This is a genomic window from Rhodococcus sp. 14-1411-2a (assembly GCF_002259485.1).
Taxonomy (GTDB): domain Bacteria; phylum Actinomycetota; class Actinomycetes; order Mycobacteriales; family Mycobacteriaceae; genus Rhodococcoides.
Window position 1 is genome coordinate 156,843 of record NZ_NPGA01000011.1, and the last position, 23,211, is coordinate 180,053.

At 63.2% G+C, this 23,211-nt stretch carries 25 protein-coding genes; 9 read left to right on the forward strand and 16 right to left on the reverse strand.

The genetic code is table 11. The features are described from left to right. Nucleotides 1-13: 13 nt before the first annotated feature. Complete coding sequence (locus CH291_RS09105) at nt 14-1,297, reverse strand: HNH endonuclease (RefSeq protein ID WP_179276491.1); 1,284 nt, start codon at nt 1,295-1,297, stop codon at nt 14-16. A gap of 236 nt (nt 1,298-1,533) precedes the next feature. On the opposite strand from CH291_RS09105, the gene CH291_RS09110 reads away from it, so the two are divergent. Next, the gene (locus CH291_RS09110) at nt 1,534-2,778 is read left to right on the forward strand and encodes a molybdopterin-dependent oxidoreductase (protein WP_094687265.1); all 1,245 of its coding nucleotides are present in this window, start codon (nt 1,534-1,536) and stop codon (nt 2,776-2,778) included. 96 nt (nt 2,779-2,874) lie between these two features. Then, nucleotides 2,875-3,501: an LppU family putative lipoprotein gene (gene lppU, locus CH291_RS09115; RefSeq protein WP_179272220.1), complete on the forward strand. Its 627-nt coding sequence runs from the start codon at nt 2,875-2,877 to the stop codon at nt 3,499-3,501. On the opposite strand, the gene CH291_RS09120 is transcribed toward lppU, so the two are convergent. Next, nucleotides 3,498-4,259 carry a class I SAM-dependent methyltransferase gene (locus CH291_RS09120; protein ID WP_094687266.1) on the reverse strand — a complete coding sequence of 254 codons (762 nt, stop codon included), beginning with the start codon at nt 4,257-4,259 and terminating at the stop codon, nt 3,498-3,500. The genes lppU and CH291_RS09120 overlap by 4 nt on opposite strands. Nucleotides 4,260-4,356: 97 nt before the next feature. Here CH291_RS09120 and CH291_RS09125 point away from each other — a divergent pair, with 97 nt between their 5' ends. Beyond that, complete coding sequence (locus CH291_RS09125; protein WP_068049426.1) at nt 4,357-5,607, forward strand: Nramp family divalent metal transporter; 1,251 nt, start codon at nt 4,357-4,359, stop codon at nt 5,605-5,607. On the opposite strand, the gene CH291_RS09130 is transcribed toward CH291_RS09125, so the two are convergent. Together CH291_RS09130 and CH291_RS09135 are read right to left on the reverse strand one after the other, a co-directional pair. Beyond that, nucleotides 5,604-6,047, reverse strand: a complete 444-nt coding sequence (locus CH291_RS09130) for an SRPBCC family protein (RefSeq protein ID WP_082898666.1) — start codon at nt 6,045-6,047, stop codon at nt 5,604-5,606. The two genes, CH291_RS09125 and CH291_RS09130, sit on opposite strands and share 4 nt — an antisense overlap. Before the next feature lie 53 nt (nt 6,048-6,100). After that, complete coding sequence (locus tag CH291_RS09135; protein ID WP_143545904.1) at nt 6,101-7,051, reverse strand: D-2-hydroxyacid dehydrogenase; 951 nt, start codon at nt 7,049-7,051, stop codon at nt 6,101-6,103. A 32-nt stretch (nt 7,052-7,083) separates the two neighbouring features. On the opposite strand from CH291_RS09135, the gene CH291_RS09140 reads away from it, so the two are divergent. Then, entirely contained in the window at nt 7,084-7,590 is a 507-nt protein-coding gene (locus CH291_RS09140) for a GNAT family N-acetyltransferase (protein WP_094638325.1), read from the forward strand. Nucleotides 7,591-7,600: 10 nt separating this feature from the next. Further along, a complete protein-coding gene (locus CH291_RS09145) occupies nt 7,601-8,161 on the forward strand; it encodes a sugar O-acetyltransferase (RefSeq protein WP_094687267.1) in 561 nt (186 codons plus the stop codon). Here the strand turns inward: CH291_RS09145 and CH291_RS09150 are convergent. Together CH291_RS09150 and CH291_RS09155 are read right to left on the reverse strand one after the other, a co-directional pair. Beyond that, entirely contained in the window at nt 8,153-9,649 is a 1,497-nt protein-coding gene (locus CH291_RS09150; protein ID WP_256980780.1) for an ABC transporter permease, read from the reverse strand. The genes CH291_RS09145 and CH291_RS09150 overlap by 9 nt on opposite strands. Nucleotides 9,650-9,733: 84 nt before the next feature. Next, nucleotides 9,734-10,534, reverse strand: coding sequence for an ABC transporter ATP-binding protein (locus CH291_RS09155; protein ID WP_094669511.1), 801 nt, complete (start codon nt 10,532-10,534; stop codon nt 9,734-9,736). 35 nt (nt 10,535-10,569) lie between these two features. Between CH291_RS09155 and CH291_RS09160 the strand changes: the two genes are divergently transcribed. Further along, nucleotides 10,570-11,373 carry an SDR family oxidoreductase gene (locus CH291_RS09160; protein ID WP_094687268.1) on the forward strand — a complete coding sequence of 268 codons (804 nt, stop codon included), beginning with the start codon at nt 10,570-10,572 and terminating at the stop codon, nt 11,371-11,373. A gap of 6 nt (nt 11,374-11,379) precedes the next feature. On the opposite strand, the gene CH291_RS09165 is transcribed toward CH291_RS09160, so the two are convergent. Together CH291_RS09165 and CH291_RS09170 are read right to left on the reverse strand one after the other, a co-directional pair. Further along, entirely contained in the window at nt 11,380-12,162 is a 783-nt protein-coding gene (locus CH291_RS09165; protein WP_094687269.1) for a pirin family protein, read from the reverse strand. A 29-nt stretch (nt 12,163-12,191) separates the two neighbouring features. Further along, nucleotides 12,192-12,683, reverse strand: a complete 492-nt coding sequence (locus CH291_RS09170) for a VOC family protein (RefSeq protein WP_068049417.1) — start codon at nt 12,681-12,683, stop codon at nt 12,192-12,194. Nucleotides 12,684-12,768: 85 nt separating this feature from the next. Here CH291_RS09170 and CH291_RS09175 point away from each other — a divergent pair, with 85 nt between their 5' ends. Continuing rightward, nucleotides 12,769-13,221: a MarR family winged helix-turn-helix transcriptional regulator gene (locus CH291_RS09175; protein ID WP_094669507.1), complete on the forward strand. Its 453-nt coding sequence runs from the start codon at nt 12,769-12,771 to the stop codon at nt 13,219-13,221. Here the strand turns inward: CH291_RS09175 and deoC are convergent, their stop codons facing one another. The 7 genes from deoC to CH291_RS09210 form a co-directional block, all read right to left on the reverse strand. Then, nucleotides 13,222-13,914, reverse strand: a complete 693-nt coding sequence (gene deoC, locus CH291_RS09180; protein ID WP_094687270.1) for a deoxyribose-phosphate aldolase — start codon at nt 13,912-13,914, stop codon at nt 13,222-13,224. 39 nt (nt 13,915-13,953) lie between these two features. Further along, nucleotides 13,954-14,943, reverse strand: coding sequence for an ABC transporter permease (locus CH291_RS09185; RefSeq protein WP_094687271.1), 990 nt, complete (start codon nt 14,941-14,943; stop codon nt 13,954-13,956). Next, nucleotides 14,936-16,426 carry a sugar ABC transporter ATP-binding protein gene (locus CH291_RS09190; RefSeq protein WP_094687272.1) on the reverse strand — a complete coding sequence of 497 codons (1,491 nt, stop codon included), beginning with the start codon at nt 16,424-16,426 and terminating at the stop codon, nt 14,936-14,938. Before CH291_RS09190 ends, CH291_RS09185 begins: the two co-directional genes overlap by 8 nt. Beyond that, nucleotides 16,423-17,376, reverse strand: a complete 954-nt coding sequence (locus tag CH291_RS09195; RefSeq protein WP_094687273.1) for a sugar-binding transcriptional regulator — start codon at nt 17,374-17,376, stop codon at nt 16,423-16,425. The genes CH291_RS09190 and CH291_RS09195 overlap by 4 nt, the downstream gene beginning before the upstream one ends. After that, complete coding sequence (locus tag CH291_RS09200; RefSeq protein WP_094687274.1) at nt 17,373-18,896, reverse strand: FGGY-family carbohydrate kinase; 1,524 nt, start codon at nt 18,894-18,896, stop codon at nt 17,373-17,375. Before CH291_RS09200 ends, CH291_RS09195 begins: the two co-directional genes overlap by 4 nt. Nucleotides 18,897-18,902: 6 nt before the next feature. After that, the gene (locus CH291_RS09205) at nt 18,903-19,934 is read right to left on the reverse strand and encodes a galactitol-1-phosphate 5-dehydrogenase (protein WP_094687313.1); all 1,032 of its coding nucleotides are present in this window, start codon (nt 19,932-19,934) and stop codon (nt 18,903-18,905) included. Between the two features lie 79 nt (nt 19,935-20,013). Beyond that, nucleotides 20,014-21,009: a substrate-binding domain-containing protein gene (locus CH291_RS09210; protein ID WP_256980781.1), complete on the reverse strand. Its 996-nt coding sequence runs from the start codon at nt 21,007-21,009 to the stop codon at nt 20,014-20,016. Nucleotides 21,010-21,168: 159 nt separating this feature from the next. On the opposite strand from CH291_RS09210, the gene CH291_RS09215 reads away from it, so the two are divergent. Further along, the gene (locus CH291_RS09215; protein ID WP_094687275.1) at nt 21,169-21,903 is read left to right on the forward strand and encodes a pirin family protein; all 735 of its coding nucleotides are present in this window, start codon (nt 21,169-21,171) and stop codon (nt 21,901-21,903) included. A 13-nt stretch (nt 21,904-21,916) separates the two neighbouring features. Further along, entirely contained in the window at nt 21,917-22,726 is an 810-nt protein-coding gene (locus tag CH291_RS09220; protein WP_094687276.1) for an alpha/beta fold hydrolase, read from the forward strand. 2 nt (nt 22,727-22,728) lie between these two features. Here CH291_RS09220 and CH291_RS09225 read toward each other — a convergent pair whose 3' ends face one another. Continuing rightward, nucleotides 22,729-23,163 (reverse strand): MarR family winged helix-turn-helix transcriptional regulator, encoded by a 435-nt coding sequence (locus CH291_RS09225; RefSeq protein WP_068049409.1) that lies wholly within the window; start codon nt 23,161-23,163, stop codon nt 22,729-22,731. Nucleotides 23,164-23,211: the final 48 nt, after the last annotated feature.

Genomic DNA, 23,211 nt, shown 5'->3' on the forward strand with positions numbered 1-23,211 from the left:
CAACGACCCCATTTCATGCAGCCTGCTGCCAATTGGTGATCAGGACATCGGTCGCGTAGCTGAGGTCGAGGCCCTCCCCACCCCAGTTCGGGATTATGGCGTCGGGCGCGATGCCTTTGTGTCGCCGCCGGAGTTCGTCCGCGTCGCCGGACATCGTCGGTGCGTGAATCATCTCGATTCCCGAAGGATGGTGAAACGAGAAGCGTTGATCGTCGAGGGCTTCGATGAAGAAGTACCCGTCGTGCAGCGCTCGATGGTGTTCGCCGCACAGCAGGACCAGGTTGTCGAGCGTGGTCTTGCCTCCCCGTGAGCGGTAGGTGACGTGATGGGCATGCAGAAATCGAGTGCGCCCACATCCGGGCACCGTGCAGCATCGATCTCGAATGATCAACTGCCGCAATTGGGTTCGGCTCGGCGCTTTCGCAGTCGAACTCCACCGCACAGTCTTGCCGAGGCGGCCGTGGCCGACCGTCCGCATGACCGCAGAACACAGCACCTGAGCCAACGTTTCGTCGTCCAGACCCGGGCCGTCGTCGAAATGGGCATGATCGTGACCCGCCTCGTCGATGCCGCCGAGGTGGACCAACACTTCCGCCGCCGGTGAGACAACCGGTGAATCCATTCCGGCACAGACCATCTCGGCCATGGCAATCATCGCCGGCACCGGGTTGGACGGTGCCGGAGCCGCCCGGTCACCCTCGGATTCGCCCTCGGTTCGGGTGCGCTCGTACTCCGCCCTGGTCAATGCAGCCAGAAACCGCTTGCCATCCTCGGGCCGAAAACGCGCCGTCAGCACGAGCGAGCCGTCGTCCTCGTCCCAGCGCCACCGCCCCACGGACGGATCGGCATCGACTCCGTTTCCCCTGGTCGGACGCATCGCTTTCTTCAGGCCACGGCAAAGACGCTCGATGTGGGCGGCGGGTGCATCGAGCGCCTTCTGCAGCAGCGACGCCTCGTTGTCGACCGTGGCCACCCTCGTCATCGCCCGAACCTTGGAGTACGAGACCGTGCCGCTCAGGTACGCCGAGGTGATCAGCGGCAACTCCCGCATCGCCTTGGCCACCCGCACCTGCTCACGAGCCGTGTGCAGGTCGACTCCCGCACGCCACGACAACCAGTGCGCACAGGATCGCACTTCCCATCCCGCCCATCCGCGTCGAGCATCGAACTCACCCACCAGAATCAGATACTGCGCCGACGCGGCAGCGATCTGACCGGCCAGAGCGCAGATCTCGGTCTCGATTTCTCTCGTCTCGATCCGTCCCGCCTCGGATCCTGCTTCTTGCATGTCGCTCATGAACGCCCCCATTCATCGAATGCATGTTCGACGAAGCGTACGACGCGGTACCGACAAGAACTTCTCGACGAGGTCCGACGCGTCCCCGCGGGGACGTTCAGAGCTTGCTTTCTCGCTGTCCGGCCCGATACTGACACCGGATGCTGGTTCCGAGCGGAGGGCGGTAGGCGCACGTGAGCGACGACCCGCCGGTACCCGAGCAGGCCACGAGGCATCCGGCATCGACTGGGCAGCGAATGCCCTACATGGCCGACGTCCGCAATCCTCTCGCGCGCTTTCGCAGTCCGCTGCGCAGCACGTGGCTGACGTCGCTGTTCGGTGCGGTACTGCTCGTCGCGCTGCCGATCATCACGGTGACGGGGCTGCTTTCGTACAGCGCCTACGGACCGCAGTTCGGCCAGGCCAGACCCGCAGCCGTCGGGTGGCTGCGGTTGCCGTACTTCGACTGGCCCACCAACCCTGCCTGGCTGTACCAACTCACCCAGGGCCTGCACGTCGGGCTCGGGCTGATCATCGTGCCGCTCGTCATCGCCAAACTGTGGTCGGTGATGCCCAAGCTGGTCGAACTACCACCGGTCCGATCGCCGGCACATGCGCTCGAACGACTGTCGCTGTTGGCACTGGTCGGTGGCCTGCTGTTCGAGATCGTCACCGGCGTTCTCAACATCCAGTACGACTACGTGTTCGGTTTCGACTTCTACGCCGCTCACTACTTCGGTGCCTGGGTGTTCATCTCCGGATTTCTCGTGCACCTCGGTCTCAAGGTTCCGCTGATGTGGCGCACCCTGAGGTCCGAGTCTCTGATGGACGTGTTGCGGGCTCGCAACGACGCTCCGGACCAGCAGAGCGACGACAGCCCCCCGTCGACCATGAGTCGACGCGGGGCCATCGGATTGGTCGCTGCCGGAATGGGTTTCGTCGCGGTGTTGACCGTCGGCCAGACGCTCGGAGGCGTGCTGCGCAAGGCTGCGATTCTGCTGCCTCGCGGTCGCTCGTACGGTGACGGCCCCAACGACTTTCAGATCAACCGAACCGCCGAAGCTGCGGGGATCACCGAGGCGCAGACCGGGCCCGACTGGCAACTGACGATCAGCAGCGCAGCCGACGACGCCGTCCCGGTGGTGCTGTCTCGGGGCAGGCTGCTGTCGATGCCGCAGCGCACTGCCGAACTTCCGATCGCGTGCGTCGAAGGATGGTCGACCACGCAGACGTGGACCGGTGTCCCGTTGGCCGAACTCGCCGCGCTGGCAGGCGTACCCGCACCGCGATCGGCCGAGGTCACTTCGCTCGAGCAGAACGGTGCATTCACGCGCGCGGTACTACAGGGCAATCAAGCAAGCCATCCGGATTCGTTGCTCGCGTTGCAAGTCAACGGCGTGGATCTCTCGCTCGATCACGGATTTCCCGCGCGCGTGATCGTGCCTGCGCTGCCGGGCGTACACAACACCAAATGGGTTGCCACCATTGTGTTCCGTTCGTGACTTCCGGCTGTGCGCTTTTCAAACCTCCGTGAATGGTAAAGAATCTTTCTTCGGTGGCCCGTGGGGCTGCCGACGAGGGTGTGTTCTCTCGCCTCGATGAGTTCCGAAGGTCATGCCACGATGCTTGCTTTCTCCAGAGGCCTCCTCGCCGCAGGTGCAGCGCTCACGCTGCTGTTCGCCGCAGGATGCTCGTCGTCCGAATCGGGCAATGCCGTTGCCGCAGACACCACCACCTCGTCCGCCACGTCCGCCGCGGGCAGCACCACCGATGACGTCTCCGGCCAGGAAGGCATCGACGCCGGCGGCTCCACCGACATCGATGTCGAGATCGGTCAATGCGTCCAACTCGGCGGAACGATGACGGCCGCCACCATCGAGAACGCCGAATGCGGCAGCATGGAATCGAACTACAAGGTCATCGCCAAGGCCGAGCAGAACGAGCAGTGCCCCACCGACGTGAATCAGACCTACTACGAGACACTCGACGGTGTGGAGCAGGGGGCACTGTGCCTCGATGTCGACTGGGTCGTCGACGGCTGCATGAGCGTGCCCACCGTCGGTATGGATGAGCCCTCACGAGTCGACTGCAACGACCCCACCGCGACCGACGTCGAACAGGTCACCGAGATCAAGACCGGTACCGCCGATCCCAACGAATGCCCCGAGGGTGGATTCGCCTACGATTCAAGGCAATTCGTCGTCTGCACCACGACGATCTCCTAGTCGCGCTGCGCCGTCACCATCTGTGTGACGTAGTGGTAGTCGACGTGGCCGTAGCGGGTGATGGCCGCATGCACTGCGCCCAGGACCTCGCCGCGGCGCACGTCGTCCAGGGCTAGATGGCTCGAGTACGTGGCGGCCAGGGCGCAGAAATCGTCTGCGGAGTAGCGCTGGACCCACTCGTACGTCGAGGTCGTCCACGGACCGAAGCCGGCAGCGCGGGGCACGTTCGACTCCGGTTGCGCACCGAGAGAGAGCGCCAACAGTGGTGCCGCTTCCGGCTCGGTTGCGTCGTAGGCCGCCCGGACGGCTTCCCATGCCGGGCCCTCGAGGTCGCCCGGCATGTTCCACCACAACCGAAGGGCACCGCCGGGGACCAACGCGCGGGCCGCCACTGCAGCTCCTTGCCCGTGGTTCACCCAATGCCAGGATTGGGCGGCCACCACTACATCGAACGCCGCTGCCGGGGCTGCACAATCCTCGAACCGCGACACCTGCACTTCGACGGCGAGGTTCTCGGTGCGCCGCCGAACCAGCTCTGCCATAGCCGGATCCGGTTCCACCGCAACAACGGACGCGCCGAGTTCAGCCAAGGCAACGGTGGCTTTACCGGTACCTGCTCCCGCCTCGAGCACTCGCAGCCCGTCCCCGGTCACGATGTCCGCGTACAACTCGGCGGGGTAGCCGGGACGGGCCCGGTCGTAATTCTCGGCAACCTTGCCGAAGCTCAGTGCACGCGATGACTGCTGTCCGTCGGTCACCGTATCGACGGTACCGAGCGCTGACTTGCCAGGAACCGTACGTTTCGTAAAGAGTGAGACAGGTCACTGAGCAACCCCCGGCGCACGAGGAGAATCGATGACCGAGACCACTGCACCTCCGAAATGGAAGGTGGTCGGCCCCGGACTCGTGGTCGCCGCAACCGGCATCGGGGCTGCCGACCTCGTCGCGACTCTGGTGGCCGGCTCGCGCTACGGCTACGCATTGCTCTGGGTCATCATCGTCGGCGTCGTCATGAAAGTCGTTCTGGTGGAGGGTGCCGGCCGCTACACGTTGGCGTCGGGCAACACGATCTTTCAGGGCTGGCGTTCGCTGGGTAAGTGGACGACGGTCTATTTCGCGCCGTACATCGTGATCTGGGGATTCGTCTACGGTGCTGCGGCGATGTCGTCGAGCGCGTTGCCGATCGTCGCGCTGTTCCCGGCCCTGGATCTGAAGGTTGTCGCCATCGCGTCCGGGCTCCTCGGGTTCGCGTTGATCTGGCTCGGTAGCTACGGGTTCTTCGAGAAGATCATCACCGTCTTCGTGGGCATCATGTTCGTGACCGTGATCGGCGCTGCGGTAGTGGCGGTTCCGAACGTTCCCGCCATCGTCAAAGGCATCGTCCCCACCATTCCCGACGGCTCCATCGTGTACGTCCTCGGTCTCGCAGGTGGCGTCGGCGGCACCATCACGCTCGCCGCATACGGCTACTGGCTGCGCGAGAAGGGCTGGATCACACCGAAATTCATGCGCGTCATGCGCATCGACAATTCGATGGCCTACGTCATCTCCGGCATCTTCGTCCTCGCCATGCTCATCGTCGGTGCCGAACTGCTGTACTCGTCGCAGATCGCGATCTCCACCGGCGATCAGGGCCTGATTCAACTCTCCGACGTGCTCGCCGAGCGCTACGGCACGGTGTTCGGGTACGTGTTCCTCATCGGATTCTGGTCGGCGTCGTTCTCGTCGCTGATCGGGGTGTGGAACGGTGTGAGCCTGATGTTCGCGGACTTCGTCGGCAATCTGAAGGGGCTCGAACAGGGCCACCCCGAAACACGCGTGGGCGGTAAGTACTTCCGCTGGTACGTCGCATGGTTGACGTTCCCGCCGATGGCGCTGCTGTGGCTGGACCAACCGATCGGGCTCGTGCTCGCGTACGGCGTCCTCGGGGCGGTGTTCATGCCGTTCCTGGCGGTGACACTGTTGATTCTGCTCAACAGCGATCGGGTGCCACAGCAATGGCGCAACGGCTGGTTCACCAACCTCACGCTGGGTATCTGCGCATTCCTGTTCGCGTGGCTCGCCGTCGACCAGGTCTTGGACGCACTCGACAAGTACGTGTACTAGTCGGCCGCCTCCAGGCGGGCGCGTAGCGTCGACTCCGTGTGCTTGATCGCCTGACCCACAACGGGTTCGACCACAGCGCCGAGCACCTTGCCTGCAATTCCGCCGGGAAGGCTGTAGCGGAACACCACATCCAGACGGGTACCGCCGTCTGCCGTGTCGGAGAACGACCACGTGGACGAGTTGGACAGGCCCTCGACCGATTCGAGCGTGAGCCTCTCGTTGTGGACCCATTCGGTCACGTGCACAACGGAGGTGAGAGCCTTCGGACCGATCTGCATCGTCGCGTCGTACGTGGCTCCGAGACCGGACAGGATGTCGCTCCTCGGCTCGAACCGGGTGATGCCGAACATCCACTGCGGGACGTTTCTGAAGTCGTCCATGTAGGCGAATGCCGCATCACGACTGGTCGATGCCACGGCCGAACGATTGATTTCACGCACTCGTGCACCTTAGTACATGCTACGGCGTGTTACGCATACTTTGGCGGTCCGTTTCAGCGGCGCACGTACCCCGCCTGCATATCCACCACGTTGACCAATTCCGAACCGCGGACGTACCGCTGCAGGTTGTCCTCGAACAGCGCCCACAGACGCTCCGCGAAATCGTCGGAGTCGCCCGCCAGATGCGCGGTCAGGATGACGTTGTCCATGTCCCACAGCGGGCTCGTGTCCGGCAACGGTTCGACCTCGAACACGTCCAACACGGCCCACCCGATCTCTCCGGATCCCAGGACATCGCACAGGGCCCGCTCGTCGACGACGGGACCGCGGGCGATGTTGACCAGGCCTGCATCGGAACGCATGGCCCCCAGCACCGCCGCGTCGACGAGTCCGCGCGAGGCATCGGTCAGCGGTGTCGCCAGCACGATCACGTCGTATTCGCCTGCATACGAGGGCAATTCTCGAAAGTTTCGGATCCGCGAGAACTCCGAATCGCCCGGTCGCTCGGACGTTGCCGCGGCCTCGACGCGCATACCGAGCGCGCCGAGTACCCGGCCGATCTCGCGTCCGATCGAACCGGGACCGACGACGAGGGCGGCGCGACCGTGAATTCCGCCGGCAACTCTGTGTTCCCACACCCGCTCGCGCTGCCGAGCAAGCGCCCGGGGCAACTTCTTGACTGACGCCAGGATGCCGGCTGCGACGTACTCGGCGATGGCCCGGTCGAGGATGCCACCGGAATTGGTCAGCGTCCACGGACTCTCGCGCAGAACCGGGTCCAGCAGTCTGTCGACTCCGGCACTCGACGCGTGGATCCAGCGAAGATTCTCGGCATCGGGCCACACGCCCCGCAGATCGGCAGTCTCGAAGGTCCGAAACAGCAGCACCTCGGCCCACGACACCGCGTCGGCGAGTTCGTCCATCAGGCAGCTTCGGAACTCGACTCCATCGATCCCGGGGAAGGACATCCGGTCCGAACCGCTCTCGACCACAAGCACGTTCACCACAGAACTCGCCACCTCCGTACCATGGCACCGTGCTCACCGTGGAACCCGCAACTGCCGCCGACGCGGCAACGATACTCGGCCTCAGGCACGCAGCCGAGGACTGGCTCTCGGATCGAGGGATCGATCAGTGGACGCCACGCGAGGTGCCCCTCGGCACTGTCGCAGCGCAGATCGAGGCAGGAGAGTTCTACGTCGCCCGACGCGATCCCGGCGGCCCGATAGTCGGAGCACTGCGCTTGATCGGATCCGACCCGATCATCTGGTCCGAGCACGACGAACTGGCCTGCTACGTACACGGATTGGTGATCGACAGAAGCGAGGCCGGTACCGGCCTCGGCGCGTCGCTGCTCGAGTGGGCGTCGGAGCAGACTCGCCGGGAAGGACGCTCGCTGCTGCGTCTGGACTGCGCCGAGACCAACGGCGCGTTGCGCAGCTACTACCTCGATCAGGGTTTCCGCTACGTCGGCCGCCGCGAGTTCGCCGAGGGCAGTGCATGGTTCAGCGTTGCCCTGTTCGAGAAGTCGACCGATCGGTAGTGTCTCGCCCATGGGCGAGAACCGAGATCGTATGTTGCGTGGAGAGCTGTACCGAGACAGCGATCCCGAATTGGTGGCGTCTCGGATCGCGTGCGGCACGCTCCTGAGCCGATTCAACGCAACCGACGCAGACCGGAACGAAGAGCGTCGGGAGATTCTCGGCGAATTGCTCGGATCCTTCGGAGACGATTTGTGGATCATGCCCAGGTTCCAATGCGATTACGGCACAAACATTTCCATCGGATCGAACAGCTTCCTCAACTACGACGCGATCCTGTTGGACTGCGCGCCCATCACCATCGGCGACGATGTGTCGATCGGACCACGGGCACAACTGCTGACGCCGCTGCACCCCATGGAAGATCACGAGGCGCGCCGAACACGCTGGGAGAGTGCTCTTCCCATCGTCATCGGGAACAACGTCTGGCTGGGCGGCGGAGTCATCGTGTGCCCGGGCGTCACGATCGGCGACAACTCGGTGATCGGTGCAGGCAGCGTTGTCACCCGGGACGTGCCGTCGCACACCTTCGCTGCCGGAAACCCGTGTCGGACCATTCGCGCCCTACCGTGAGATCACCTCGTGCAAGATCTTGTCGGAGTCACCGACGAGCGTGTCGACGGCCATCCGGGCGCCCCACCAGATGCCCAGCCATCCGATAGCCGCGGCCACGGGAACGGACAGGTACGCGAACGCACCGGGCAGGAGCAGTGCCAGCAGCAGACCGGGCACCACCGACACTCCGAGTACGACCATCGACAGCAAGATCAATGCGAACGAACCTCCGTTGAACGACCCTCGGGTGTTCAGCGAAAAGGCCTTGGTGGGTTCGGGGACCGGGTAGGCGGCACGGACCGAGATCACGACGATGAGCCCGGCACTGACGCCGAGCATCGACAGCGTCACCGAGATGGGGACCGCCAACCGGTCGAGTCCGAGGTCGCCGAACACTCGGACCACCGTCGTCGACACGATCGCGAACGGTGCCGCAACCATCAGCCACGCGATCTGCCGACCACGGACGTCGTCGCGCAGAGCCTGCGGAATCATCACCAGATGCCACATCGAACCGCCGTCGAGGCCGTACAGATTCGACCCCGCGCCCATCGCCAAGTAGATCACCATCCACGCACCCCACGCTGCGCTGAACGGAATCGAGTCGGTCAGCAACGGGCCGACGCCTCCGAGCACCGTGAAGATCAGCACCGACAGCAACTGGCTTCGACGACGCACGTCGCCGCCCCACAGGGACAACTCCCGCATCACCACCGCGCCGACACGGGTAGCGCGCCAGCCGGTGTCGCTGTTGCGGCCGTTCGTTGCCGTCTGCTTCCGCGACGCGCCGTACGAGGCGGACACCCGCCCCTCGAAGAGCCGCAGCACAAGTCGCTGCCACGCCCACACCACTGCGACGTCGAGCAGCAGCAGGCCGGCCACTGCGCCGATCGCGAGAGGCCAGTTGCCGTCGAGCGCAGCGTCGACTCCGGTGATTCCCCAGCTGAACGGAATCGAATGTGCCAGCGTCAGAGGCCATGTCACTTCGCCCGACAGAACCCGAGAGAAGTTCTGGGTGATGGGGAACTGCAGGAAGTACAGGCCGCCGAACACCGCACCGAACGCCAGCAGAGCGAGCTCTCGACTACGCCGACTCTTCAGTAGCTGAGACATCGCCACGGTGACCACCCTGGACAGCGTCACGAAGAGTACGACGGTCGCAGGCCAGGCCACCAGGGCAAGCGGAAGTGCTGCGAGAGAACGGGACACGGCGTAGATCGGGATCGACGCGGTCGCGATGGCCGTCAACGGCACCAGCATCCCGTACGCCGAGGTGGCCAACAGGGCATGCGCCAGGCGTGAAGGTTTCACCGACAGCATCTGGAAGTGGCGGGGCTGGATGTTGTCGTCGGAGATCCCCGAGAGCACCGGGAACAGCACCCAGCTCAGACCGATCAGTGTCAGCCCGAGGCTCACGGTGCCGCCGACCAACACCTGCGAGGCCCCACTGCGCGCAGACAACACACAAGCCAATACCGCGAAGACCAGCCCCAGCAACCCGAACACGCTTTTCACCACTGCTTGGCCGCCCCCTGAATTGCCTGCGGTAGAGCGTGATTCGCATCTGCAGGACGGTTCGACCGAGAGACGTCACGAGCGCATCCAGGACAGGCCGTCGGGGTTCTGTTCGCGAGTACCGACCAGGCGAACGAAGGCATCGTCCAGACTTCCGCCGTTGCGGACCTCGTCCACCGTTCCCGCAGCCACGACTCGGCCACCGGTGATGACGCCGACGTGGGTGCAGAGCTGCTCGACGAGCGCCATCACGTGACTCGACAGGATCACCGACCCGCCGGAGCGAACGAACTGGACCAGAATGGTGCGAATGGTGGTGGAGGAGATGGGGTCGACCGCCTCGAAGGGCTCGTCCAGCACCAACAGCCGGGGGCCGTGCAGCAGCGCCGAGGCCAGTCCGATCTTCTTGGTCATACCCGCCGAGTAATCGGCGATGACGGTTCCCCCGGCGTCGGCAAGATCCAACGCGTCCAACAGCTCGTCCCGACGCTGCGCAATCACGTCCTCGGGCATCGCGCGCAGTCGTCCGAAGTAGGTCAGAAGCTCGTGGCCGGTGAACTGGGATGGCAGAGCGAGCCCGTCGGGCAGTACTCCGAGTAGCTCCTTCGCGGCGATGGGGTCGGCCCAGACGTCTCGTCCGAACACCAGACTTCGGCCGTACTGTGGCCTGAGCAGACCGACCGCCATGGACAGACACGTCGTCTTGCCTGCGCCGTTGGGGCCGACGAGTCCGAACATCGAACCGGGTGGAACCATCAGCGACAGGTCGTCGACTGCAACTTTTGGGCCGAAAGCCATACAGAGGTGCTCGATCAGCAGGGCAGCAGAATTCGTTTGCACGGGTAACAGACTAACCGGTATGGGACGGTTCGTCATCCGGTATCGATCAGCCGTCCCGGTACCATCTGGGCATGAATCGCACGGCAGTGGTCACCGGAGCTTCGTCGGGTATCGGACGCGCGGTTGCGCAGGCGCTCCTCGCCCGGGGGTATCGAGTGATCGGCACCTCCCGCAATCCGGACTCGATGACCGACGCGCAACGGGCCACCGGCGTCGAGTATCGCGCTCTCGACCTCACCGATGCCGAGTCGATCCGGAACTTCGTCGCCGATCTCGGTGTCGTCGACGTATTGGTCAACAACGCCGGTGAGAGTCAGTCCGGGCCGTTCGAGGAGCTGCCGACCGATGCCATCGAGCGGTTGTTCCAGTTGAACGTCTTCGGTGCAGTGACGCTGTCCCAGGGCGTCATTCCCGGTATGCGCGAGCGTGGATACGGCCGCATCGTGATGATCGGATCGATGCTGGCCAGCTTCCCGCTCGCCTACCGCTCGTCCTACGCGTCGACGAAGGCCGCCATCAAGGGCTTCTCCGATGCCGCGCGCCTGGAACTTTCACCCTTCGGGGTGTGGATGACCACCGTCGAGCCGGGCTCGATCAACACCGGAATCAGTGAGCGACGAACCAAGTACATCGCACCGGATTCGGTCCACCGAGACGACTTCCACACCGCGATCTCGTCCCTGGACCGCAAGGAGGGAACCGGCATCTCCGCCGAGGACGTCGCGGAGGTGGTGTTGAAGGCCACCGAGGCCGACAAGCCGAAACCGTTGTACGCCAGAGGAAGCAACGCACCGATCGTGTTCATGGCGCGGCGGTTGCTCCCGGCGACCTTCATGGAGAAGACAATCGCGAAGATGTTCGGCCTGAAGCGGTAGCCGACGTCACCCGGCGATCGCCGCGTGCATTTCCCAGACGATCACTTCGGCTCCGGTTGCGGTGCTCAGTTTCTGCCCGCCGCCTCCGGAAATCCGCACGGCGTCGCCCTCGGCGAGTACGCCGGCACCTTCGAGCATCGCTTCGCCCTCGGCTACGAAGATGTGCACGAACGGCGCGTCGGGAACGTCGACCGGGGCTTGCCCTGGGTGCAGACGTGCAGCGTGCATCGCGGCGTACTTGTTCTTGATTCGGATCGCCGCGTGATCGGCGTGGCGCGCCATCCCTGACGCCACCGGAACCAAACCGCCACTGAGCAATTCGCCGTCGATCTCGAGCTGTTCGTAGCCCGGGGTGATGCCCTGTTCGTCGGGCACAACCCACATCTGGACGAATCGAACGGGATCGCCGTGCTTGCCCGAGTACGAGCCGGCGGTCTCACCGAGTCGCCACGAGTCGTTCTTCTCGGAGTGCAGGATTCCTGTGCCCGCACTCATGCGCTGCGCGAGACCGGGATAGATGACGCCGGAGTGGCCCATCGAATCCTGGTGCACCAGCGATCCTTGCAGTACCCAGGTCACGATCTCCATGTCACGGTGCGGGTGGGTGTCGAATCCCTGCCCGGGGGTGACGATATCGTCGTTGTTGACCATCAAGACGCCGTGGTGGGTGTTGCCACGATCGAAGTGGTGGCCGAAGGAGAAGGAGTGCTTGGAGTCTAGCCAGCCGATCTTGGTCTTGAATCGCTCGTCGGCCCGCCGGACGTCGAGTGTGGTTGCTGCAGAGGTCATGTCATTGCCTCGAATCTCGAAGTATGGGGTCAGAGGACGTGCGACCCGTACATCTCGCCGAGTGGATCGGCGATCAGTTCGAGACGCGCACCGTCGGGGTCGCGGAAGTACAGCGAGACCTCGCTGTGCTCGATCAGTTCCACTCCGGCGTCGATCAGCTTGGTACGCAGGTGTTCCCACCTGGTGGGCTCGACGCTGATCGCCACGTGGTGGAGGCCGCCGAGCACCTCTGCATACGGTCCGACGTCGAGTCCGGGAAAGTCGAAGAACGCCAGCAGGTTGCTGTTGCCGATATCGAAGAAGAAGTGCGAGGAGCCTGGGTAGTCACGGTTCTCGATCAGTTCGGTGAGCGGGAACTCGAGAAGATCCTGGTAGAAGCGAACCGTGGCTTCGACGTCGCTGCTGACCAACGCGGTGTGATGCAGTCCCCGGGCCGACGACGCGGGCCGCTCGCCTGCAGGCTTCATGTGCTGGGCACGAATGCGGTCACGCTCGATGGTGTGCTGATCTGTCTCGGTCATCGCTCTACCCTTCGGTCAAGTAGTTGCTTCGTCAACTACTACGAACAGTACACCGAGTAGTTGCGTTGTCAACTAATATGGACCCATGGAATCTCCACGGTGGCTCAGCCAGGACGAACAGTCGGCCTGGCGCGCATACCTCGACGCGACTCGGCTGCTGCTTCGCGATCTCGACAACCAGCTCACTCGCGACTCCGGTATCTCGTTCACCGACTTCGAGCTGCTGGTGGTGCTCTCCGAAGCGCCCGATCGCCGACGCCGCATGAGCGAACTCGCCGACGCCGTCACCACTACTCGAAGCGGCGTGACGAGGGCCATCAGCCGGTTGGTCGAGTGCGGTTGGGTTCGACGCGTCAAATGCGACGACGACAAGCGGGGCATGTCCGCCGAACTCACCGAGTCCGGCCTCAGCACCCTCGCCGAGGCCAGTCCAGGGCACGCCGCAGCGGTGCGGGAGAACATGTTCGACCTGGTGAACCCAGAGGATCTCGCGGCCCTCACCCGCACTTTCTCGGCAATGCGGAACCACGCGTCGTGATCAGTATCCGCCGGTAGCCTCGGTGTTCACCGCGCCGGAAACCACCGCTTCCGAACCCGACACTCCCAGCCTGGTAGCTCCAGCCGCAATCATCGCCACAGCATCGTCGTAGCTGCGGATGCCTCCCGACGCCTTGACCCCCAACTTGCCCTGCACGGTGTCGGACATCAGGGATACAGCATGTGCCGACGCCCCACCGGTCGGATGGAAGCCCGTCGACGTCTTGACGAAATCCGCGTCGGCGGCGACAGCGGCGCGGCATGCCCCGACGATCTCGTCATCTGTGAGAGCAGCCGACTCGATGATCACCTTGAGAACTGCCGGCCGCTCGACTGCAGCGCGGACGGCCGCGATATCGGCTTCGATCGCATCGAAGCGACCCTCTCTGGCTGCCCCGATGTCGATGACCATGTCGATCTCGTCGGCCCCCCGGCTCACGGCGAGCCGCGCTTCCGCAGCCTTGACCTCCGTTGCGTGCTTTCCGCTCGGAAAGCCGCACACCACAGCCACTTTCAGATTCGATTCCTCAGGTAGTTCGAGTGGCAACATCGAAGGAGACACGCACACCGAATAGGTGCCGAGCCTCGCTGCGTCGGCGACGGTAGCGGCAACATCCGCCGTGGTGGCCTCCGGCTTGAGCAGAGTGTGATCGATGTAGCGGGCCAGCTGTGCGGGTGAGATCGAAGACGGCATCGGAACTTCCTTGTCGGTAACGAGAATGGTGTGGACGGACTAGCGACTGCCGCGCCTGTCCAGGACATGGTTGAGGATGAGGGCAGCCACGAGAATGAGACCCGTGACGAGCATCTGGAAGAACGAGCTCAAACCCATGAGGTTGAATAGGTTTCGTAGTACCGAAAGCAGCAGCACGGCAACGAAGGTTCCGAAGATGCTGCCCTTGCCGCCGAACAGACTGGTCCCGCCCAATACCACCGCTGCGATGGCGTCGAGTTCGAGTCCCTGGTTGGCGGTCGGCTGCCCGATGGTCAGTCGGGCGGTCAGCAGGATGCCGGCGAAGGCGGCGAGCGAACCCGAGATCACGTAGACGCTGACCAGAATCTTCTTGACCGGAAGTCCGGACAACCGGGCCGCGTCCTTGTTGCTTCCGACGGCATAGATGTATTCGCCGTACGTCGTCTTGTTCAACACGACACCGGCGACGATGGCCACCACGATGAAAATGATTCCTACCGTCGGGATGGGTCCGACCGAGCCGGCCCCCAGAAACCGAAGTCCCAGAGGAATTTCCGACGTGGTCGGCGTTCCGTTGGTGGTCAGGTACGTCAGTCCACGCACCGATTGGAGGGCAGCGAGGGTTACCATGAATGCCGGCAGCATGAGATAGGCGCTCAGGCTTCCCACGATACCGCCGGAGACCGCACCCGCCAGCACAGCGAGCAGCAACGCCACTGGCCACGCGATTCCCATCCCGATGAAGATCGCGACGAGCATTCCAGCTAGAGCCGCAACACTTCCCACTGACAGATCGATACCTGCCGTCAGGATCACCAAGGTCATACCGATGGCCACGATGCCGGTCAACGAAGACTGCTGAAGCAGATTGGCCAGGTTCTGCGACGTCAGGAACTGCGGTGCCACGAGTGAGGCAACGACGAACAGCGCCGCGAAGATGAACAGAAGGTTGAACTTGACGATGATGTTCTGCCGGTGCTGCTTCTGCGTCGACAATGTTTCGGCGACGGCGACAGATGTATCAGACATTGCTCTCGATGCTTCCTGTGACGACGACTCGTGCGATGTCGGCCGATGCGGTTGTGTGGGGGTCGTACTGGGCTACGTTCCGGCCTTCGTGCAGAACCCAGACGGTGTTGCAGTTTTCGGTCAGCTCGGACAACTCACTGCTGGCCATCAGTACCCCGACTCCGGAATCAGCGAGGCCTCGAACCTGCTCGAACAGGTCCGCCTTCGCACCGATATCGAGACCACGAGTCGGCTCGTCGAGCAGCAGCAGCGAGATACCGCGCGCCATCCATTTCGCCAAGACCACCTTCTGTTGGTTACCTCCCGAAAGTTGGCCCACCGCTTGGGTTTCGGATGCGAATTTGACGCCCAGCTTCTGCAGGGGTTCGCGTGCCACTGCGGAGGCGCGTCCTGAAGGATTGATGCCGAAGAGTTTCAAGGCCGCCAATCCGGCGTTGCGGACTACCGACATCTCCAGCAACAGACCCTGTTTCTTTCGGTCCTCGGGTACGAGTCCGATGCCCAACCGAACTGCTCGCTGCGGATTCATCGATGTGAACCGCGTCCCATGCAACGTCATATCCAGTTCCGCTGAGTTGTCGCCGAACACGGCGGACAGCAGCGTGGACCGGCCCGCACCACCCAATCCTGCAAGACCCACGATTTCCCCCGGGCGCACGGAAATTCCTCGAATGTCGAGAACACCCTCGATGGTGGCCCGATCGATGCTCAGGAGCTGCCCGGAACCGGTGAACGGGCCACGGGTTGTTCCGGCCGAATCGACTGTGCGACCGATCATCGCGTCGACCATGCGGGCTTTCGAGGTAGTGGGCACGTCGAACACCTCCACAGTCGAACCGTCGCGCATCACCGTCGCCCGGTGCCCGATCTCCTTGATTTCGTCGAGTCGGTGCGAGATGTAAACGACCGATTTGCCTTCGGCCACCAGTTCACGGATCACGTCGAACACCGCTGCCAGATCATGATCCGTCAGTGTCGCCGACGGTTCGTCCATCACGATGATCCGCGCAGAGGTGGTCAGTGCGCGCGCAATGGCAGTGAGCTGTTGGTCCGATACCGACAGTGCACCCACGGTCGCGGTGGGCGCGAACTTTCCACCGACGCGAGCGATGGCGTCGGCGGCAGCCGCGTTGCGAGCCTTGCTGTCGACGAAAATACCTCGTGTCGGGGCATGCCCGAGGAACAGGTTCTGCGCCACCGTCAGGTCGGGAACCAGGTCGAGTTCCTGGTAGATCGTGCTGATGCCGGCCTTGACCCCGTCGAGGGGGCTGGAGAAATTCATCGACTCACCGTCGACGGTGATCGTGCCGCCGTCGGGGCGATAGGACCCGGACAAGATCTTCATCATCGTGCTCTTGCCTGCACCGTTCTCTCCGAGCAGGCAATGAACTTCGCCCTTGGCCACCTCAAGCGTTGCCTTGTTGCAGGCCAACGTTCCCGGGAACTCCTTGACGATGTTCTCCATACGCAGTGCTGCGTTCATAGCTTTCTCTCCAGAACTGTGCGTGCGGTCTCTTCGTCCGTGATCAGGACCGAACACAGACCGTTTCTCAGTGCGCCCGTAACCACATCGACCTTGCGCAGGCCGGCCGCGACGGCCACCGAGCAACGCGCTGCGCGCAGGTCGTCGAGCGACAGGCCCATCGTGCGAGATTCCAGGTCGGTATCGGCAAGCGTGCCGTCCGGGGTGATGTAATGCGCCAGAACGTCGCCGCACGCCCCCGCCGATTGCAGGCGCTCGAGCTCATCGGAACTGATCGCACCACTCTGCACCAGAACAGAATTCGCATCCAGGGCACCCAGCGAGAACAGCAGAACGTCAGCTGCACGGCCTTTGTCGAGAACCTCACGCATGAACGGCTCGCTGTCGAGTGCACGCTTGGTGGACACCTGCTCGACGATTGCCGGTACCGGCAACAGAACCGCATGACCGTGGGCACTGTGCGCAATACTCGTCGCCACGTTCGCCGCGGTGGTCGGCTTGATGGAGCGGCTTATGCTGCCGTTGATCTGGATGACTTCCACGCCGTCACTCCATCCGGAGGGCAACGCAGCGGCGATGTCCTGCATCGTGTTTCCCCACGACACACCGAGAGTACGGACCTGAGATCCCCTACTCTGCAGATAGTCGGCAGCGGCCTTCGCCACTTGTGCCCGTTGATCCGACAGATCTGCATGAGTCCGCACCACGATGCACTCGGTCAGGCCGAATCGCCTGGACAACTCCAGTTCGAGGGTGGACTGGCGCGCCTGCGGATGAACGATCTGAATGCGGACGATTCCACACTTGCGAGCCTCGTCGAGCAATCGACCGATTTTCCATCTGGTCAGATGCAGTTCTCGCCCGATATCGTCCTGAGTTCGGTTCTGCTCGTAGTAGAGCAGTGCCACTTCGAGCAGCAGTGTGTCGTGTTCCTTGTCCGGCGTCGTCATCGCTTCTCCAATGCGATCACCGATCGATGCATGACGGGCTTGAGCACTGCGGTCAGCTCGACGTAGCTCTCGTAGGTCTGTGTGTAGTGCTCGTGCAAGGCCGCATCGGGGACCAATGTGGTTGTGCGAGGACGGAACAGCGCCGCTCCCTCGTCCAGCGACCCAACGAGACCGGCGGCTCTGGCGGCAATGACGGCGCAGGCGCGCAGCGTCAAATTGTCACTGAGAACCATCTCGGTTTCGATTCCCAGTACGTCTGTGGTGATCTGTTGCCACAGCCGATTCCTCTGCATTCCACCCGAAAATACGAGTCGGTCGCACGAGATATTGCCACGTGCAAAGGAATCGAGTACCGACTTGGTTCCGCATGCAACCGCTTCCACGGTCGCTCGGTACAGCTCTTCCCGAGTGGTACCGAGCGTCAGTCCGACGACCGCGCCGCGCAGCCGAGCGTCCCGGTGCGGAGTTCGGTTGCCCATGAAGAAGTCGAGCGCCAGCAGTCCATGGCTTCTCGGATCGACCGCAGCAGCACCTTCGATGAGAGAACCGATCTGCTCTCTCGGCACCCCCATGATTCCCTCGCCGACCCACTTGAGGATGGATCCACTGGTGATCTGGCCGCCTTCCACCAGCCACTTGCCCTGACGTAACGCGTGTGGGTACGGTCCCCACACTTCGCCGGTGTCACACGGATCGTCGATCTCGGTGATGATCGCTGTGGAAGTACCCGAGACCAAGGACACCAGACCCTCGGGCTTCCCTCCACAGGCGAGCAACGACACGTGCGCGTCGATACCGCCCACGCCTACCACCGCATCGCGTGATATTCCCAATTCTTCTGCGGCACAGGCACGAATTACTCCAGCACTCGATCCGACGGAAAGGATCGTATCAGGCAGCTTGGCGGTCAGCTCCCCGACACCGAGCGCGTCGTACAGCTCCTGTGGCAACCTGCCTGCGACCGAGTCGTAGTTGTACTTGCACACGGCGTTCATCTGCGAACCGACCCACCGGCCGGTCAATTTGAAGGTGATGAAGTCGATGGCCTCGATGATTCGCGTGGCCCGCTGGAAAGTCTCCGGTTCATACTGTTGGAGCCACATAGCCTTGGGAAGCAGCCATTCCGTCGCGTCGGATCCACCCGACCACTTCAGAATGGGATGATCCGCTACGAACGTGGCGGTGAGGTCCGACTGCGCAGAGGCTCTCGAATCCATCCACAGGATCGCGGGGCGCAGTGTGTTACCGGCCTCGTCGACGACAGCAACGGTCGAAGCCGTCGTCGACGACGCCACTGCGAGCACAGGACCCGCAGCAACACATTCGGGCATCGCGAGCAACTCACGCGTTGCACCGACACAGGCACGCCACCAGTCCGACGGGTTCTGTTCGGCCCAACCGGGTCGAGGAAAGGCCGTCGGGTAGGGCCGATGAACGGAGCCGAGAGCGACTCCGTCATCGGTGAAGGCTCCTACTCGAGCGCCTTCGGTGCCGAGATCGAGACTCAGCAGTATTCCCATCGTGGATCAGCTTTCGTTGGGCGTGAAGATGACCTTGGAGCTGAAGACGGACCGGTCACCGAGCGCTTTCATCATGTCCGGCAGCTCCGACAGCGGCAGTTGGTGCGTGATCATGAACTCCCACTTCAGCGATCCGTCGGCCAATTTCTGCGCAGCCGTGTGCCACTCGGAACCGGGGAACGGAGCAGAGAACGAGTTCCACGAACCGTGGAGGCTCGTCTCCTGCCGAAGAAAGTTGTTGAACGTTTCTTTCTCCAGTGTGACCGGTGCATGCGGGATACCGATGAAGGTCGCATGACCTTGCGGTCCGGTGAGTGCAGCAGCGAGGTCGACTGTCGATGCCACGCCGGCGGATTCGAGAACGATGTCGAATCCGCGCCCACCGAGTGCGCGTGCCTCGTCGGCGGACTGCACCGCATGAGTCGCACCGGCTTCGAGTGCCATCGCCGCCTTCTCGGGACTCAGGTCCAGGGCGACCACCTGACTGGCACCAGCCATTCTCGCCCACTGGATACCGAACAGACCGATCGGGCCGGCACCGATGACCAGGACGCGATGTCCGGTTCGCAGGTTGGTCTTCCACAGCGCATGCAATGCGATGGCAGCGGGATCGAGCATCGCCGCCGCCCGTGGATCGATCCCGTCGGGCATCTTCATCAGATTTCCGACAGGGGACGTCACGTACTGCGCATATGCTCCATCGCAACGACTTCCGAAGTAGTCGTAGTCCTCGCACAAGCCGAACTCGCCCTTCAGGCAGTACTCGCACTCGTAACATGGAATGAGCGGCGGGACCGAGACCAGGTCACCCACCTCGAACCCGATCACTCCGTCGCCGAGAACCGCTATGTGAGCAGAGAACTCGTGACCGCAGATGATGGGCATCTTGTAACCACCATTGCGCAGCATACGGGGAATGTCGGACCCGCACACTCCGCATGCCGCGACCTCGAGCAAGACTTCTCCGGCCTTGGGCTCGGGTACAGCGACCTGCTCCACTCGAATATCGCCCGGCGCGTACATCACGGCAGCAGTCATCTGCTGGGGAACCATTATCGAACTCGACTTTCTCGAAATATATTGAGCTACAGGGGCAGAACTGAACCGGCCAGAGACGCTACTGGGCAGAGGACTCGGCGAAGGTGGTATCTCCGACGAGGCTTTCGGCGTTGGACTTGTCCACCAATGCGGTGCCGGCGTCGACGAAGGATTCGACGCTGTCGCCATTGGCTACGGCAATCGCTGTCTGTACTGCCTTTTGACCCTCGCTGCCCGGATCGTTCGAGGCCGTGGCCACATACTGGTCTCCGTCGGCGATGGCCTTCACTGCCTCCATCAGACCGTCGACACCGAACACCTTGACATCGGTGCGGTTGTTCTCCTGAAGAACTTGCAGTGCACCGAGAGCCATGTCGTCGTTGTGCGCATAGACGGCCTTGACGTCCGGGTTCGCCTGGAGCAGATCCTGCATGGCGGTCACCGCTTCGGACCTGATGTAGTTCGCGTACGGACCTTCGACAATGGTGATGTTCGATGCGGCATCTGCGGCGGCGTGGAAGCCGTCGCTTCGGTCCTTCGCGACGGTTCCGCCTGCGTCGCCTTGTATTTCGATGACCTTGCCGCCTGCTTGGCCGAGTGTCTCAACCATGGCTTCACCGACGAGCTGGCCCATCGCCTTGTTGTCGCGCCCGACGAACGACTCCGCTCCCGAGTCGATCGGGCGGTCGACGGTTACGACCTTGACACCTGCTGCCTCGGCTGCGGCGAGCGCCGGCGCGATGCCTTTGGGGTCGACCGGGTTGATGATCAGGACGTTGATCCCGCGGGTGATGAGGTCCTGGACGTCGTTGTTCTGTTTGGTCACATCGCCGTTGGCATCGACGTTGAGCAGCTCGTTGCCCTGTGCCTGTGCCTCGGCGGTCGCTGCATCGGTGAGCGAGACGTAGAAGGGGCTCTGCTGGGTTGCCTGACTGAACCCGATCTTGGCCTTGGCACCTTCGGGCAGAGAATTGGTTGCGGTCGAGCTGCCGTCACCGGGTGTGGAGCATCCTGCGATGACGACGGTCGCGAGGGCAACCAGCCCGGCCGACTTCATTGTCGTGGCGAGTTTCATGGGGTCCTTCCGAAAAAGTGGGGCCGAAGTGGGGCGGACTCAAACGTAGGCAGTGACTCGGGTCACGGTCAACACTTGAGCGCAATTATGCTCATATGAGCATGCGGGGGACCGGCGACCCACCGGAATGCCAGGTTCACCGTCCGCGTTGAGGACATCATGACGTTGAAACCCCAGGTCAACCGCATTGTGAGCGCACAGCGGCATCACTGGTGGAACGAATGGCTCGACTCCAAACAGTCCTTCCCCGCCACCGGCAATTACGACCTGGCGGCGAACGCGCACGGGCTGCTGATGCTGCACAACGAGGACACCGTCTTTCCCGGGGAAGGCTTCGACTCGCACGAGCACCGGAACATGGAGATCCTCACGTGGGTACTCGAGGGCACGCTCGCGCACACCGATTCCGAGGGCCATTCCGGGCTGATCCGCCCCGGGCTGATTCAAAGAATGAGTGCGGGCACCGGCATTCGCCACACCGAACGCAATGCGTCGAGCCTGACCAGCCGCGACAAGCTACGCGTCGTACAGATGTGGATCCCGCCGGATGCCGACGGACGAGTGCCCTGGTACGACGAACTGGACATGCGCGACGAGTTGGCATCCGGCGAGCTGGTCTGTGTGGCATCGGGAATGCCGGGCAGAAGTGGAATACACATCGGCAATCGCTTCGCGGCACTGCACGTTGCGCGGCTCCGGCCCGGACAGTCCATCACCGTTCCCGACGCGCCGTTCGGTCACGTCTTCGTCGCCGACGGTTCAGCGATGTTCGAGGACATCGGCGAGCTCGCCCAGGGTGACGCGGTGCGACTGACCTCCACCGGCGGACACCGTGTGACAGCATCGACCGCGAGCGAAATCATGATCTGGGAAATGCACGCCACCTTCGCCTGAGGGAGTGTCGACCATGCCGACCGTCATCACCGACGATGCCGTCACCCTGAACTATCTGGACGAGGGCACGGGCCCGGCCGTGGTGCTCATTGCCGGTTTCTGCGCGCCCGCGACGACGTGGGTGCTGCAGCAGAAAGCGTTGGTGGACGCCGGGTATCGCGTTCTGGCGCTCGATCGACGAGGACACGGTGCCTCGGAGGCACCGACCCACGGGGCGTCCATGGAGCGGCACGGACGCGACGTGGCGAGCTTCTTGTCCGAGGTGGGCGTCGACGAGGCCGTCTTGATCGGCGGCTCCATGGGGGCGAGCACCATCTGGTCGTACATCTCGCAATTCGGCACCGAGCACGTACGAGCCGTCGTATCGGTGGATCAGACGCCGAAGATGGTGAACACCTCCGACTGGAAGAACGGCTTCTACGGTCTCACCGAGGACAACCGAACGACATTCTTCGACAACGGAATACCTGATACCGGACACGGCCTGCCCAAGTGGAAGTCCGTGCCGTCGCTCCTGAAGCTCGTGCTCGCGCTACGTGCGGTTCCGAAGATGGCGTCGCCCGATACCCCGCCGATGCAGGCTCTGCTCGCAGACCACGCTGCCCGAGATTGGCGCGCGACCATCGCAGCAACGGATCGGCCGCACCTGATGGTCGCCGGGCGTGAGAGTCAGTTCTGGCCCGCTGCACACGCTTCCGAGTCCGTGGCAGGCAACTCACATGGCCGATCGGTAGTGCTGGACAAATGCGGCCACGCCGCGAACATGGACCGACCGAACGAATTCAACACGGCAATGCTGGAGTTCCTCGACTCGATCGAGTGAGGTCACGCGTGCGGGTGGCCGCCCAATGCCTCCGCGCACGCAACAAGATTGCGATGCAGCACTTCCCGCTCCTGCGCGGAGAGCGATTCGATCATGGTGCGTTCCACGTCTGCGACGGCGGCCGACGCTTGTCGTAGGCGTTCGATTCCCCGAGCCGTCACGTGCAGGCGTTGGTCTCGACCGGCACCTTCGATCTCCACCAAACCATCGCGCGTCAGCCCGGCCAGCAGCTGATGGGTTGCCTGCCGGCTGACGAACACCGCGCGGGCGAGCTCTGCGTTGGACAGCCCCGGCTTGTGTGCGAGGAGTTCGAGGCTCGAATACTGCGAGACCGTGATGTCGAGTTCGCGGAGGCGGTCGTCCATCGCCGAACGCAGTGCGGAGGTGGCCCGCTTGAGGGCGTAACCGATCGAGGTGTCGAGGTCCACTTGACTCATGTCAACATCTTGACATAAATTCCATTCGTCAAGAACTTGACGACCACC

Excerpts from the sequence above, each read along its gene's own strand:
- CH291_RS09225 (WP_068049409.1), bottom strand. The coding sequence starts at position 23,163 with ATGAGTCAAGTGGACCTCGACACCTCGATCGGTTACGCCCTCAAGCGG.
- CH291_RS09125 (WP_068049426.1), top strand. The coding sequence starts at position 4,357 with ATGACCGAGACCACTGCACCTCCGAAATGGAAGGTGGTCGGCCCCGGA.
- CH291_RS09200 (WP_094687274.1), bottom strand. The coding sequence starts at position 18,896 with ATGGGAATACTGCTGAGTCTCGATCTCGGCACCGAAGGCGCTCGAGTA.
- CH291_RS09170 (WP_068049417.1), bottom strand. The coding sequence starts at position 12,683 with ATGACCGAGACAGATCAGCACACCATCGAGCGTGACCGCATTCGTGCC.
- lppU (WP_179272220.1), top strand. The coding sequence starts at position 2,875 with ATGAGTTCCGAAGGTCATGCCACGATGCTTGCTTTCTCCAGAGGCCTC.
- CH291_RS09195 (WP_094687273.1), bottom strand. The coding sequence starts at position 17,376 with ATGACGACGCCGGACAAGGAACACGACACACTGCTGCTCGAAGTGGCA.
- CH291_RS09175 (WP_094669507.1), top strand. The coding sequence starts at position 12,769 with ATGGAATCTCCACGGTGGCTCAGCCAGGACGAACAGTCGGCCTGGCGC.
- CH291_RS09155 (WP_094669511.1), bottom strand. The coding sequence starts at position 10,534 with ATGACGAACCGTCCCATACCGGTTAGTCTGTTACCCGTGCAAACGAAT.
- CH291_RS09160 (WP_094687268.1), top strand. The coding sequence starts at position 10,570 with ATGAATCGCACGGCAGTGGTCACCGGAGCTTCGTCGGGTATCGGACGC.
- CH291_RS09105 (WP_179276491.1), bottom strand. The coding sequence starts at position 1,297 with ATGAGCGACATGCAAGAAGCAGGATCCGAGGCGGGACGGATCGAGACG.
- CH291_RS09185 (WP_094687271.1), bottom strand. The coding sequence starts at position 14,943 with ATGTCTGATACATCTGTCGCCGTCGCCGAAACATTGTCGACGCAGAAG.
- CH291_RS09145 (WP_094687267.1), top strand. The coding sequence starts at position 7,601 with ATGGGCGAGAACCGAGATCGTATGTTGCGTGGAGAGCTGTACCGAGAC.
- CH291_RS09215 (WP_094687275.1), top strand. The coding sequence starts at position 21,169 with ATGACGTTGAAACCCCAGGTCAACCGCATTGTGAGCGCACAGCGGCAT.
- CH291_RS09210 (WP_256980781.1), bottom strand. The coding sequence starts at position 21,009 with ATGAAACTCGCCACGACAATGAAGTCGGCCGGGCTGGTTGCCCTCGCG.
- CH291_RS09165 (WP_094687269.1), bottom strand. The coding sequence starts at position 12,162 with ATGACCTCTGCAGCAACCACACTCGACGTCCGGCGGGCCGACGAGCGA.
- CH291_RS09205 (WP_094687313.1), bottom strand. The coding sequence starts at position 19,934 with ATGACTGCTGCCGTGATGTACGCGCCGGGCGATATTCGAGTGGAGCAG.
- CH291_RS09110 (WP_094687265.1), top strand. The coding sequence starts at position 1,534 with ATGCCCTACATGGCCGACGTCCGCAATCCTCTCGCGCGCTTTCGCAGT.
- deoC (WP_094687270.1), bottom strand. The coding sequence starts at position 13,914 with ATGCCGTCTTCGATCTCACCCGCACAGCTGGCCCGCTACATCGATCAC.
- CH291_RS09190 (WP_094687272.1), bottom strand. The coding sequence starts at position 16,426 with ATGAACGCAGCACTGCGTATGGAGAACATCGTCAAGGAGTTCCCGGGA.
- CH291_RS09220 (WP_094687276.1), top strand. The coding sequence starts at position 21,917 with ATGCCGACCGTCATCACCGACGATGCCGTCACCCTGAACTATCTGGAC.